The following is a 13,514-nucleotide window of genomic DNA, read 5'->3' as shown; positions in this document are numbered from 1 at the left end:
ATCCTGTAACGCTCAGGACCATCGCGAGCAATCGAGCGTCGACCGGCTGCTCCTACAAAGGATCACCACCCCGGTTTTCGTACAGAACAACAACAATCAACGGCTGGCGCCTCGGGCACCAGCCTGGCGAGGACTTGCCCCCATGAGCCAGCACCACCAGCGCGACTGCATCGACATCCTCATCGAAAAAACCCGTGGCGGGCAGATCAGCCGCCGCACCTTCGTCCAGGCCATGGGCCTGCTGGCCGCCGTACCCCTGGCCCTGCGCAGCGGGATCGGCTGGTCGGCGGGCAAGCCCCTGGTGCTGGTCAACTGGGGCGGCGATGCACTGAATGCCTTTCGCGCGGCCTGGGCCGACAGCTTCACCAAGAGCACCGGCATCCCGGTGCGCATCGACGGCGCCGGCCCCACCGAAGGCGCGGTACGCTCGCAACTGGCCAGCGGCCAGCCCAGCTGGGACGTGGTGGACATGGAAGGCTACAGCGCCTTGAACCTGGGCCGCGAGAAGATCCTGCAACCCCTGGACTACAGCGTGGTGCAGCGCGACCAGGTAGCCCCCGGGCTGTCCCATGACTACGGGATCGCCGGCTACATGCTCAGCTACGTGCTGGCCTGGGACAGCGAAAAATACGGCGACAACGGCCCTAGGGACTGGGCGGACTTCTGGAACGTGGAGAAATTCCCCGGCAAGCGCACCCTCTACAAGTGGATGAACGGCATGCTCGAGGCCGCCCTGCTGGCCGACGGCGTGCCCGCCGACCAGCTGTATCCGCTGGACGTGCCACGGGCCCTGCGCAAGATCGACGAACTCAAGCCCCACGTCCTGTCGTTCTGGGGCTCGGGCGCGGAAAGCCAGCAACTGATGATCGAAGGCGAAGCCTCCATGGGCGTGCTCTGGCACACCCGCGCCACCTTGCTGCGCGAAGACAGCGGGGGCCGGATCAAATGGGGCTATGACAACGCCTTCCTCACCAACAGCAGTTGGAGCGTGCTCAGCAACAACCCGGCGGGTACGGCTCCGGCCATGCAGTTCATCCAGCATGCCCTGCAACCGGAAGGCCAGTTCAAGCTGTTCGAGATCCTCGGCAACGGTCCATCCAACCCGGCCACCCAGAAGCTGATGAGCCCCGAGCAACTGGAGCTCAACTGTGCCTCCGAAGCCAACATGAAGAAGCAGATCCTGCTGGACACCCAGTGGTACGCCGATCACTACTCCAGCACCCTGGAGCAGTACCTGACCCACCTGTCCAAGTGAGGCGCCGACCATGAGTGCGACCCAAACCGCGCGCCTGGAACGCAGCCTGCTGCTGGTACCGCTGCCGCTGTTGCTGGTGCTGTTCTACCTGTTGCCCTTCGTCGGCGTGGTGAGCTGGAGCTTCACCCTGCCCGAACCCGGCATCGAGCAGTACCAGCGCATCGCCAGCGACCCGGCGATCCACGACATGCTGCTGCGCACCCTGCGCCTGTGCCTGACCGTGAGCCTGCTGGCCCTGGTCATCGGCTACCTGCTGGCCTACTGCTGGGTCTTCAGCCCGCCGTTCTGGCAGCGCATGGTGGAGATCTGCGTGTTCATCCCATTCTGGATCTCGGTGCTGGTGCGGGCCTTCGGCTGGCTGATCGCCCTGCGCAGCAACGGCGTGATCAACGACAGCCTGTTGTCCCTGGGCTGGATCGAGCATCCGCTGCAACTGACCCGCAACGAACTGGGGGTGGTGATCGGCATGCTCCACTTCATGATCCCCTATGCCTTGTTCCCGCTGCTGTCGAGCATGCGCCAGCTGGACCAGCGGGTCCTCTTGGCCTCGCGCGGGCTGGGCGCCGGGGCCCTGCGGACGTTCTGGCAAGTGCTGCTGCCGCAGACCCTGCCGGGGCTGCTGGGGGCCTTCATCATGGTCTTCGTGTTCTGCCTGGGCTTCTTCATCACCCCGGTGCTGCTGGGTGGCGGACAGACCGTGATGATCGCCGAGTACGTGTTCCTGCAGATGTTCCAGACCAGCAACTGGGGGCTGGGCGCGGCCCTCAGCCTGGTGCTGCTGGCCCTGGTCAGCGCGCTGATCTGGCTGCTGATGCGCATCACCCGTGTCAACCGACTGGTGGGTTGAGGTCACTATGAATACACATCGCACTGCCTTGAGTACCCGGCTGATCGCCGTGGTCGCCATGGCCTTCATGCTGTTCCCGTTGCTGACGGTGATCCCGGTGTCCTTCACCGCCAAGCGCTACCTGTCGATGCCCGAGGGCAACTGGTCGCTGCGCCACTACCAAGCCTTGCTGAGCAATCCCGACTGGCTGTCGAGCATCGGCCAGAGCCTGGCCATCGCCACGGCCACCAGCCTGATCGCCACCTTGCTGGCGGTGAGCTTCAGCCTGGGCATCTGGTACCTGCGCTCGCGCCTGGCGACCCTGCTGATCGGCCTGGTGCTGCTGCCCATGGCGATCCCGCCGGTGATCTCGGCCCTGGTCCTGTACTTCATGGAAACCAAGCTGGGCAGCATCGCCCCGGGCTGGGGCTACGACAGCCTGCCCGGGGTGGTGATCGCCCATGTGGTGATGGTGGTGCCCTACGGCGTAGTGACCATGCTGGTGGCGCTGAGCCAGGTGGACCGGCGCATCGAGCTGGCCTCGCGCAACCTGGGGGCCAGCCTGATGCAGACCACCTTCCTGGTGATCCTGCCGAACCTCAAGCTGGGGATCTTCTCCACCGCGCTGCTGAGCTTCGCCCTGTCCTGGGAAGAGGTGGCCGTGACCCTGTTCATCACCAGCGTCGACGTCAACACCCTGCCCCGGCGGATCTGGAGCGGCTTGCGGGACAACGTCGACCCCAGCGTGGCGGCCATTTCCGTACTGCTGATCAGCCTGACCCTGCTGGTGCTCGTCGGCCGCCTGGTGCTGCAGTACTACGCCCAGCGCCGCGCCCATTACTGACCCACCTTCTGGTGGCGGGGGCGCTTGCGCGCGCGGGATGGCAGCGTCGGTCCAATACCTGGGTCCCGCTTGCCACCGACGCGCCGTGGAGCCAGGTTCTACGGCCGCTGCGCGCCCGAGCGGAAGCAAGCTCCCTCGCTACAACCGCCTCCGATCGCCCGGATTATTCGGCCAGGAACTGACCGAAGTCACTTCTGGCCCCATGGGTTTGGTTCCATAGTGCGCGGCTCGTCCCACGGGCTTGCACCGTCTCTTCTAGACTCAATGGAGAGTCGCTTTCGGAACTGAGCAAGTCGCTTTGGGGCGGAGCAATCAGAGGCAGCGTGTCAAGCTGCCCTTTATGCCCTGAACAGGTGCGGCGACGACCGCACCGGGTACGACAAGATACCCATCCAGGGTGCATGGCTACCGGCCGGATCGCCGCGCTACCGTGACGTGGCAACCAGGGCCGCAGCCGGGACTTTCGGACAACCGACAACCACCAGGTGTGTCCGTGACCGTGAGGAATGCTGTATGCCTGATGAATCGCTGCACCTGCCTGTGATCCACACCCTGCTGGAGCGCTACAAGGATGTTCCCGGGGCGCTGCTGCCGCTGCTCCACCAGATCCAGGAAGAGCTGGGCTACATCCCCGACCTGGCCATCCCCGCCATCGCCCATGGGCTCAACCAGAGCCAGGCCGAAGTGCGCGGCGTGATCAGCTTCTACCACGACTTTCGCACCGCGCCGCCCGCGCGGCACATCCTGCGCCTGTGCCGCGCCGAATCCTGCCAGAGCCGGGGCGCCGAGCAACTGGCGGCGCACCTGCGCGAGCGCCTGCAACTGGACGACCATGGCAGCAGCGCCGATGGCCGCATCAGCCTGCGACCGGTGTACTGCCTGGGCGCCTGCGCCTGCTCGCCGGCCCTGGAGCTGGACGGCCAGCTGCATGCCCGGCTCAGCGCCGAACGCCTGGATGCACTGCTCGACAGCTGCCGGGAGGAGGCGTGATGAACCTCTACCTGTCCTGTGATTCCCTGGCCCGCGCCGTGGGCGCCGACCAGGTGGCCGATGCCTTGCTGGCCCAGGCCGGCCAGCGCCAGCTGCCGCTGCAATTGCAACGCACCAGTTCCCGTGGCCTGTACTGGCTGGAACCGCTGCTGGAAGTCGATACCCCCGAAGGCCGCCTGGGCTTCGGTCCGCTGAGCATGGCCGACGTGCCGGCGCTGCTGGACGCCCTGCAAGCCGATCCGGCCAGCCATCCCCTGGCCCTGGGCCTGGTGGAGCAGATTCCCTACCTCAAGAGCCAGCAGCGCCTGCTGTTCGCCCGCGCCGGCATCACCCGGCCGCTGTCCCTGGAGGACTATCGGGCCCACGGCGGTTTCGCCGGCCTGGAGCGCGCCATCGCCCTGGGCGGCGAGCAGACCGTGGCCGCGGTGCTCGACTCCGGCCTGCGTGGCCGGGGCGGCGCGGCCTTCCCCGCCGGGATCAAGTGGCGCACGGTGCGCGAGACCCCGCCGCAGCAGAAGTACGTGGTGTGCAACGCCGACGAGGGCGACTCCGGCACCTTCGCCGACCGCATGCTGATGGAGGGCGACCCCTTCCTGCTGATCGAGGGCATGGCCATCGCCGGCATCGCCGTCGGTGCCAGCCAGGGCTATATCTATGTGCGCTCGGAATATCCCCAGGCAGTGGCCACCCTGCGCGCGGCCCTGGACCTGGCCCGGGACGCCGGCTACCTGGGGGCCGATGCCGGCGGGAGCGGCCAGCCCTTCGACCTGGAGGTGCGGGTCGGCGCCGGGGCCTACATCTGCGGCGAGGAAACCGCGCTGCTCGACTCCCTGGAAGGCAAGCGCGGGATCGTCCGCGCCAAGCCGCCGATCCCGGCCCTGCAAGGCCTGTTCGGCCGGCCGACCCTGGTGCACAACGTGCTGACCCTGGCCTCGGTGCCGCTGATCCTGGCCAAGGGCGCGCCCTTCTATCGCGACTACGGCATGGGCCGCTCCCTGGGCACCATGCCCTTCCAGCTAGCGGGCAATGTCCGCCATGGCGGCCTGGTGGAACGGGCCTTCGGCCTGACCCTGGGCGAGCTGCTGCATGACTACGGTGGCGGTACCGCCAGCGGCCGGCCACTGAAGGCGGCCCAGGTCGGCGGCCCTCTCGGCGCCTGGGTCCCGCCCGCGCAGTTCGATACACCGCTGGACTACGAGGCCTTCGCCGCCATGGGCGCGATGCTCGGCCACGGCGGCGTGGTGGTGGCCGACGACAGCCTCGACCTGGCCCACATGGCACGCTTCGCCCTGCAGTTCTGCGCCGAGGAATCCTGCGGCAAATGCACCCCGTGCCGTATCGGCTCGACCCGTGGCGTGGAGGTCATCGACCGCCTGCTGGCGGCTCCCGGCCCCGAGGAGCGCCAGCACCAGGCGCTGATCCTCAAGGACCTGTGCGACACCCTGCAATACGGCTCGCTGTGCGCCCTGGGCGGCATGACGTCCTACCCGGTGGCCAGCGCCCTCAAGCATTTCCCTGCCGACTTCGGTCTGCACACCACGGAGGCCGACCAATGATCACGCTCTTCGACCCCGCCAAGGACATTGACCTCAACGCCGTGGACCTGGGGACCCCGGCCCGCGACAGCCAGGTACAGGTCAGCCTGAGCATCGACGGGCGCAGCATCAGCGTGCCCCAGGGCACCTCGGTGATGCGCGCCGCCGCGCTGCTGGGCACCAGCATTCCCAAGCTCTGCGCCACCGACAGCCTGGAGGCCTTCGGTTCCTGCCGCATGTGCCTGGTGGAAATCGACGGCATGCGCGGCTACCCGGCCTCCTGCACCACCCCGGTCAGCGAGGGCATGGTGGTGCATACCCAGACGCCGAAACTCGCGAGCCTGCGCCGCAATGTGATGGAGCTGTACATCTCCGACCACCCGCTGGACTGCCTGACCTGTTCGGCCAACGGCAACTGCGAGCTGCAGACCGTGGCCGGCCAGGTGGGCCTGCGCGAAGTGCGCTATGGCTACGACGGCGCCAACCACTTGAGTGACCAGAAGGACAGCTCCACCCCCTACTTCGACTATGACCCGAGCAAGTGCATCGTCTGCAACCGCTGCGTGCGCGCCTGCGAGGAAACCCAGGGCACCTTCGCCCTGACCATCAGCGGCCGGGGCTTCGAATCCCGGGTGGCGGCGGCCGGCGGCGACAACTTCCTGGATTCCGAATGCGTGTCCTGCGGCGCCTGCGTACAGGCCTGCCCCACCGCGACCCTGATGGAAAAGAGCGTGGTGGAAATGGGCCAGCCGGACCGGGCGGTGATCACCACCTGCGCCTACTGCGGCGTGGGCTGTTCGTTCCGCGCCGAGATGAAGGGCGAGCAGCTGGTGCGCATGGTCCCGGACAAGAATGGCCAGGCCAACCATGGCCATTCCTGCGTCAAGGGCCGCTTCGCCTGGGGCTACGCCACCCACCCGGACCGCATCACCAAGCCGATGATCCGCAAGCACATCAGCGACCCGTGGCAGGAGGTCAGCTGGGACGAAGCCGTGCAATACGCCGCCAGCGAGCTGCGGCGCATCCAGCTCAAGTACGGTCGCGACTCCATCGGCGGCATCACGTCCAGCCGCTGCACCAACGAGGAAACCTACCTGGTGCAGAAACTGGTGCGGGCGGCCTTCGGCAACAACAACGTCGACACCTGCGCCCGGGTCTGCCATTCGCCCACCGGCTACGGCCTCAAGCAGACCCTGGGAGAATCCGCCGGGACCCAGAGCTTCGATTCGGTGATGCAGGCCGACGTGATCCTGGTGATGGGCGCCAACCCCAGCGATGCCCACCCGGTGTTCGGCTCCCAGCTCAAGCGCCGCCTGCGTGAAGGGGCGCGGCTGATCGTCATCGATCCTCGGCGCATCGACCTGGTGGACTCGGTCCACGCCCGCGCCGAGCTGCACCTGGCCCTGCGCCCGGGGACCAATGTGGCCATGCTCAACGCCCTGGCCCACGTGATCGTCACCGAGGGCCTGGTGGACCAGGCATTCGTCGAGGCCCGCTGCGAGCCCGAGGCCTTCGCCCTGTGGAGCGCCTTCGTCAGCCGTGCGGACAACTCGCCGGAGGTGCTGGGCGCCATCTGCGGGGTCCCGGCGGCCGACATCCGCGCCGCGGCCCGGATCTACGCCACTGGCGGTAACGCGGCGATCTATTATGGCCTGGGCGTCACCGAGCACAGCCAGGGCAGCACCTCGGTGATGGGCATCGCCAACCTGGCCATGGCCACCGGCAACATCGGCCGCGAAGGGGTCGGGGTCAACCCGCTGCGGGGCCAGAACAACGTCCAGGGTTCCTGCGACATGGGCTCCTTCCCCCACGAGCTGCCAGGCTACCGGCACATCTCCAACCAGACCGTGCGCCAGGAGTTCGAGCAGGCGTGGAACGTCAGCCTGCAACCCGATCCGGGCCTGCGCATTCCCAACATGTTCGAGGCGGCCCTGGGCGGCAGCTTCAAGGGCCTGTACTGCCAGGGCGAGGACATCGCCCAGAGCGACCCCAACACCCAGCACGTGACCGCCGCCCTGTCGGCCATGGAATGCGTGGTGGTGCAGGACATCTTCCTCAACGAAACCGCCAAGTTCGCCCATGTATTCCTGCCTGGGGCCTCGTTCCTGGAAAAGGACGGCACCTTCACCAACGCCGAGCGCCGCATCTCGCGGGTGCGCAAGGTCATGGAGCCGCTGGGCGGCAAGGCCGACTGGGAAGGCACCCTGGCCCTGGCGGCGGCCCTGGGGTACCCGATGCACTACGAGCATCCGTCGCAGATCATGGACGAGATCGCCCGCCTGACCCCGACCTTCAACGGCGTCAGCTATGCCAGCCTGGACCGTCACGGCAGCCTGCAATGGCCGTGCAACGCCCAGGCCCCGGACGGTACGCCGACCATGCACATCGACGAGTTCGTGCGCGGCAAGGGGCGCTTCATGCTCACCGGCTACGTGCCCACCGACGAGAAGGTCAACAGCCGCTATCCGCTGCTGCTGACCACCGGGCGCATCCTCAGCCAGTACAACGTCGGCGCCCAGACCCGGCGCACCGACAACGTCGCCTGGCACGCCGAGGACCGCCTGGAGATCCACCCCACCGACGCCGAGAGCCGCGGCATCAGCGAAGGCGACTGGGTCGGCATCGGCAGCCGCGCCGGGCAGACCGTGCTACGTGCCCGGGTGACCGAGCGGGTGGCGCCGGGAGTGGTCTACACCACCTTCCACTTCCCCGAGTCGGGCGCCAACGTCATCACCACCGACAACTCCGACTGGGCCACTAACTGCCCGGAGTACAAGGTCACGGCGGTGGAGGTCAGCCGGGTCTACCATCCGTCCGAATGGCAGAAGCGCTACCAAGCCTTCAGCGACGAGCAGCAGCGCCTGCTGCAAGCCCGCGACCGGTCCCGGAGCCACAAGGCGGAGGTGCGCCGATGAGCACCGCCAACCTGGTCAAGATGGCCAACCAGATCGCTTCGTACTTCGCCAACGAGCCGGACCAGGCCCAGGCGGCAAGCAGCGTGCGCAACCACATGCAGCTGTTCTGGACCCCGGCCATGCGCCAGGAGCTATTGGCCTGGCACCGGCAGCAACAACAAAGCGAGCTGCATCCGCTGGTGCGCCAAGCCATCGACTCCTCCGGCCAGCCCACCTAGCCCAGCCACGCCCTGGCCTGCCATCAGCGCAGGCCCGGGCGTGATCCCCTCACCGACCGGAACAGCGCTGCTGCGCCGGCGAGCTGGTCTGCAACGCCAAAGGCATGCTGGCCCCCGGCTTGCTCAGGGGCAGCAGCTGGTACACGGTGAATACGCACATTGCCTCCACCTCGCCGCCGGCCACCGGAATGTAGTTCAGGCCGACATAGGCCTCGTAGCTCTTGCCCGGTTCGAACACCACCACCTTCTGTACCTGCGGGCAGGTGCGGTAGGCGTTGCCGGTTCCCCCGGCCGCCACCCCGCCGCCCTCCAGCAGGAACGGGCGTCCGGCGGGAACCCGGTATTCGGTGGCGACCTCGGAATATTCGCCCTCACCGCGGCGAATGGCCCCGGGGTAGTCCGGCAGCTTCGGGGCGAATCGCGGCAGCATGTCGATCTGCCGAGGGGCCTCGGGAAACTGTGGATAGTTGACGTTCGGCCGGTGCTCGCTGCCGAAACGCCCGGCCTTGGCCAGGCGCTGGTTGTCGCCGATGCAGCCGGCATAAGCCCCACCGCGCACTTCACCGTTGGTGATCACCCGCAACTGCGCCACCGACGCGCCCAGGGGCGGCTCCGAATAGGGCTCCACCGGCTTGACGCTGCAAGCGCCAAGCGAGCCCAACAACGCCACCAGGGCCAGACTTCTGACATTCATCGCTACTGCTTCCTTTGACTGATTGCGCCGCGTGGCCCGGGCAGGCTATCGGCAGGAATGGCGCAGACTTCATGGCGGCCCGGGCAAAACCACGCCACCGGGCCACTTGCGTGAAAACACAAGCCAGCTTGCGCCTGCCGGGATGTATCCCGGCCAATCCACGATCTACCCTGCGCTCACCTGCCTGCACAACAAGAACAACCAGGGAGCACCGGTTATGGCACTCGATTATGCGGTCATGTTGGTCTACGTCCTGCTGATGGCCGGCCTCGGCTGGTGGGGCATGCGCAAAGTGCGCAACCAGGACGATTTCCTGGTGGCCGGACGGCGCCTGGGCCCGGCGCTGTACCTGGGCACCCTGTCGGCGGTGATGCTCGGCGGCGCCTCCACCATCGGCTCGGTGCGCCTAGGGTACAGCTACGGAATCTCCGGGTTGTGGCTGGTGTTCATGCTGGGCCTGGGGATCATCGTCCTGAGCCTGGTGCTGTCCCGGCAGATCGCCCAGTTGCGGGTATTCACCGTGACCCAGATCCTCGAACAGCGGTACCAGGCCTCGTCGCGCCTGATCGGCGGCTGCGTGATGGTGGCCTACGACCTGATGGTGGCGGTCACCGCGACCATCGCCATCGGCTCGATCACCGAGGTGGTGTTCGACATCCCGCGCATCCCGGCGATTCTCTGCGGCGGCACGCTGGTGATCTTCTACTCGGTGATCGGCGGCATGTGGTCGCTGACCCTCACCGACATCATCCAGTTCGTGATCATGACCCTGGGCATCTTCTGCGTCCTGCTGCCCATGAGCGTCGGCCAGGCCGGCGGCCTCGAAGCCATGCAGGCGAGGTTGCCGGCGGGGTTCTTCGAGTGGGGCAATATCGGCCTGGACACCGTCCTCGCCTACTTCCTGCTGTACTTCTTCGGCGCGCTGATCGGCCAGGACATCTGGCAGCGGCTATTCACCGCCCGCAGCGAACGGGTGGTGCGCTACGCCGGCCTCGGCGCCGGGGTCTACTGCATGTTCTACGGCGCCGCCTGTGCCCTGGTGGGGGCCGCCGCCAAGCTGCTGCTACCGGACCTGGCGGTGGCCGAGAACGCCTTCGCCGAAGTCACCCGCAACGTACTGCCGGCCGGACTGCGCGGACTGGTGGTGGCCGCCGCCCTGGCCGCCATCATGTCCACCGCCAGTGCCTGCCTGCTGGCCTCGGCCACGGTGCTCAAGGAAGACATCTACAGCCGCTTCCTGACCCGCGGCCGGGAAAACCACCTGGCCAGCAGCCGCTGGATCACCCTCGGCCTGGGGGTGGCGATGCTGCTGATGGCCTGTCTGGTCAACGACGTGATCGCCGGCCTGAGCATCGCCTACAACCTGCTGGTGGGCAGCCTCTTGGTGCCGATCATCGGCGCCTTGCTGTGGCGCCGGGCCTCGGCTGCCGGGGCCATCGCCTGCATGGTCAGCGGCAGCCTGACGGTGATCGGCTGCATGGCCCGCGACGGCATCCTGGCCAACACCCCGATCTACTACGGCCTGGGCGTCAGCCTGCTGACCTTCGTCGCCGTCAGCCTGGTGAGCCAGCCGGCACCGACTCTGCGCAGCAGCGCCGATTGATCCCTGAATCCACAACGAGGAATCGCCCATGTCCCAGTCTTTCCCGCAGCCGATAGACGCTGCCCTGGTCCCGCGCTTCGCCGGTATTCCAAGCTTCATGCGCTTGCCGCTGTTCGACGACCCGGCGCAGGTTCAGATCGCCCTGGTGGGGGTGCCCTGGGATGGCGGCACCACCAACCGCGCCGGCGCCCGCCATGGCCCGCGCGAGGTGCGCAACCAGTCGAGCCTGATGCGCAAGGTGCACCACGTCAGCCGTATCGCCCCCTATGACCTGGTGCGGGTCGGCGACCTGGGCGATGCCCCGGTCAACCCCATCGACTTGTTGGATTCGCTGAAACAGATCGAGGGTTTCTTCAGCCAACTGCACCAGGCCGGCGCGGTGCCGTTGTCGGTGGGCGGCGATCACCTGGTGACCCTGCCGATCTTCCGGGCCCTGGCCCGCCAGCGGCCGATCGGCATGGTGCACTTCGATGCCCATTCCGATACCAACGACCGCTACTTCGGCGACAACCTCTACACCCACGGCACGCCCTTTCGCCGGGCCATCGAAGAGGGCCTGCTGGACCCCAGGCGCACGGTACAGATCGGCATCCGCGGCTCGATCTACTCGGCCGACGACGAAGACTTCGCCAAGGACTGCGGGATCCGCGTGATCCACATGGAGGAATTCGCCGACCTGGGCGTCGAGGCGACCCTGGCCGAAGCCCGGCGCGTGGTGGGCGCCGAGCCGACCTACATCAGCTTCGACATCGACGTGCTCGACCCGGCCTTCGCCCCCGGCACCGGCACCCCGGAGATCGGCGGCATGACCACCCTGCAGGCCCAGCAGCTGATCCGCGGCCTGCGCGGCCTGAACCTGGTGGGCGCCGACGTGGTGGAAGTCTCGCCGCCCTTCGACCTCGGCGGCGCCACCGCCCTGGCCGGCGCGACCCTGATGTTCGAGCTGCTGTGCATCCTGGCCGAGTCGGTGGCGAACCGGGGTTGAAACGCGCCCATGAAAAAACGCCGTGCCCGGCGACGAGCGATCGCCGCCGGGCACGGCGCCTTGGGTGCCGCGATCAACCTTGCAGGGCTTGCTTGAGCGCTGCCAGGCCATCGGCGTAGATGGTAGTGAACAGCTCGATGGCTTGTGCGTCGCTGATGCCGGCTGGCACGAACGAGCCGGACCACTCGACGCGCGAGCCCTTGCCGCTCTCTACCACGCACAGGGTCGACTGGTAGTCGCGCACGGGGGCTGGCCCCTGGAGGATGGTGTAGCTGTAGCTGCGACCGGCTTCGTTGAAGTCCAGCAGGCGCTCGATGATGGTGTCGCCTTCGGCGCTCTTGAGGCTGCGGACCCGGCCGCCTTCGCTCAGGGCGCTGTGGGGGATGAAGGGCAGCCAGTCGGGCAGCGAGTCGAAGCCGCCGATCAGTTGCCAGACGCGCGCAGCGTCGATGTTCAGTTCGATGGAAGCTTTGGCCTGGGCCATGATGATTTCTCCTGGGGCTACAGCCCCTTCAATAAGGTCGCAAACGCTTGCGACAGGGCCGCCAGGCGGCCCCGCGCGGGTAGGATCACTGGGCTGGAACAGGCGCCACTGGGTTGATCAGGCCCTGCTCGCGCAGGTTCTGCCAGAAGGCGGCCGGGATCACCGCGCTGATGGCGGCGTGGTCTTCATTGGCGTGCAGTGGGCGGGTCGAACCGGGGATCACCGAGACCACCGCCGGATGGGCCAGGGCGAACTGCAGGGCCGCAGCCTTGACGTCCACATCGTGGGCACGGGCAACGGCGCGGATGCGCTCCAGCTTGGCCAGCACTTGCTGGTTGGCCTGCTGGTACTCGAAGTGCTCGCCACCGGCGGTGACACCCGAGCTGTAAGGACCGCCGACGACGATGCCGACACCTTGCTCCACCGCTTGCGGCATGACCCGTTGCAGGGCGCGGTCGTGGTCCAGCAGCGAGTAGCGGCCGGCCAGCAGGAAGCCATCGGGACGGGGTTCGTCCAGGTCCAGGGTCAGTTCGATCGGCTCGACGCGGTTGACGCCCAGGCCCCAGGCCTTGATCACGCCTTCTTCACGCAGGCGGGAGAGCACGCGGAAGGCGCCGGTACGGGCGATTTCGAACTGGGTCAGCCATTCGTCGCCGTAGAAGTCCTGGGCGATGTCGTGGATCCAGACGATGTCCAGGTGGTCGGTGCCCAGGCGCTCGAGGCTGTCTTCGATGGAGCGCAGGGTGGCATCGGCGCTGTAGTCGTTGACGATGCGGTTGCGGTTGCCGTGTTCGAACAGGCCGCTCTTCTCGCCCAGTTCACGGGCGGCAGGGTCTTCCAGTTCGTCGAGGATGATGCGGCCGACCTTGCTGCTCAGTACGTATTCGTTGCGTGGACGCTTGGCCAGTGCGGCGCCCAGGCGGCTTTCGGAGAGGCCGGCACCGTAGAAGGGGGCGGTGTCGAAGTAACGCACGCCGTTGTTCCAGGCGGCATCGACGGTGGACTGTACTTCTTCGGCGGATACGGCGCGGAACATGTTGCCCAGTGGGGCGCTGCCGAAACCTAGGCGGGTTGGGATCAAGGATTTGAGGCTCATGGATTGCTCCGGGTTGGGGGGAGTCGCTTGTGAACTCCAGTGAGCGCATCCTAAAACCGGCCAAACGAG

12 protein-coding genes are annotated in these 13,514 nt (G+C 67.2%); 9 read left to right on the top strand and 3 right to left on the bottom strand.

The window, feature by feature from the left end; translation table 11 throughout:
* Positions 1-142: 142 nt before the first annotated feature.
* From ACK6AU_RS05435 to ACK6AU_RS05405, 7 genes are all read left to right on the top strand, one after another.
* Positions 143-1,255 (top strand): ABC transporter substrate-binding protein, encoded by a 1,113-nt coding sequence (locus ACK6AU_RS05435; protein WP_185697333.1) that lies wholly within the window; start codon positions 143-145, stop codon positions 1,253-1,255.
* A 10-nt stretch (positions 1,256-1,265) separates the two neighbouring features.
* Positions 1,266-2,102 (top strand): ABC transporter permease, encoded by an 837-nt coding sequence (locus ACK6AU_RS05430; protein ID WP_185697332.1) that lies wholly within the window; start codon positions 1,266-1,268, stop codon positions 2,100-2,102.
* A 7-nt stretch (positions 2,103-2,109) separates the two neighbouring features.
* On the top strand, positions 2,110-2,925 hold the full coding sequence (locus ACK6AU_RS05425; RefSeq protein ID WP_409298144.1) for an ABC transporter permease: 816 nt from the start codon (positions 2,110-2,112) through the stop codon (positions 2,923-2,925).
* 513 nt (positions 2,926-3,438) lie between these two features.
* Entirely contained in the window at positions 3,439-3,915 is a 477-nt protein-coding gene (locus ACK6AU_RS05420) for a formate dehydrogenase subunit gamma (protein WP_409298142.1), read from the top strand.
* Complete coding sequence (locus ACK6AU_RS05415) at positions 3,915-5,471, top strand: formate dehydrogenase beta subunit (RefSeq protein WP_409298140.1); 1,557 nt, start codon at positions 3,915-3,917, stop codon at positions 5,469-5,471. The genes ACK6AU_RS05420 and ACK6AU_RS05415 overlap by 1 nt, the downstream gene beginning before the upstream one ends.
* Complete coding sequence (fdhF, locus tag ACK6AU_RS05410) at positions 5,468-8,365, top strand: formate dehydrogenase subunit alpha (protein WP_409298138.1); 2,898 nt, start codon at positions 5,468-5,470, stop codon at positions 8,363-8,365. Before ACK6AU_RS05415 ends, fdhF begins: the two co-directional genes overlap by 4 nt.
* A complete protein-coding gene (locus ACK6AU_RS05405; protein ID WP_185697327.1) occupies positions 8,362-8,583 on the top strand; it encodes a formate dehydrogenase subunit delta in 222 nt (73 codons plus the stop codon). The genes fdhF and ACK6AU_RS05405 overlap by 4 nt, the downstream gene beginning before the upstream one ends.
* Before the next feature lie 49 nt (positions 8,584-8,632).
* Here the strand turns inward: ACK6AU_RS05405 and ACK6AU_RS05400 are convergent, their stop codons facing one another.
* Positions 8,633-9,277, bottom strand: coding sequence for an amidase (locus tag ACK6AU_RS05400; RefSeq protein ID WP_409298136.1), 645 nt, complete (start codon positions 9,275-9,277; stop codon positions 8,633-8,635).
* 217 nt (positions 9,278-9,494) lie between these two features.
* Here ACK6AU_RS05400 and ACK6AU_RS05395 point away from each other — a divergent pair, with 217 nt between their 5' ends.
* Positions 9,495-10,880, top strand: a complete 1,386-nt coding sequence (locus tag ACK6AU_RS05395; RefSeq protein ID WP_409298134.1) for a sodium:solute symporter — start codon at positions 9,495-9,497, stop codon at positions 10,878-10,880.
* 28 nt (positions 10,881-10,908) lie between these two features.
* Complete coding sequence (gene speB / locus ACK6AU_RS05390; protein WP_022639209.1) at positions 10,909-11,865, top strand: agmatinase; 957 nt, start codon at positions 10,909-10,911, stop codon at positions 11,863-11,865.
* Between the two features lie 73 nt (positions 11,866-11,938).
* Here speB and ACK6AU_RS05385 read toward each other — a convergent pair whose 3' ends face one another.
* Together ACK6AU_RS05385 and ACK6AU_RS05380 are read right to left on the bottom strand one after the other, a co-directional pair.
* On the bottom strand, positions 11,939-12,349 hold the full coding sequence (locus ACK6AU_RS05385; protein WP_409298131.1) for an SRPBCC family protein: 411 nt from the start codon (positions 12,347-12,349) through the stop codon (positions 11,939-11,941).
* Positions 12,350-12,434: 85 nt separating this feature from the next.
* Positions 12,435-13,445, bottom strand: a complete 1,011-nt coding sequence (locus ACK6AU_RS05380) for an aldo/keto reductase (RefSeq protein WP_185697323.1) — start codon at positions 13,443-13,445, stop codon at positions 12,435-12,437.
* Positions 13,446-13,514: the final 69 nt, after the last annotated feature.

The organism is Pseudomonas sp. KCJK8993, from assembly GCF_046230915.1.
Taxonomy (GTDB): Bacteria; Pseudomonadota; Gammaproteobacteria; order Pseudomonadales; family Pseudomonadaceae; genus Aquipseudomonas; species Aquipseudomonas piscis.
This window is presented reverse-complemented; position numbering and strand designations above follow the sequence as displayed.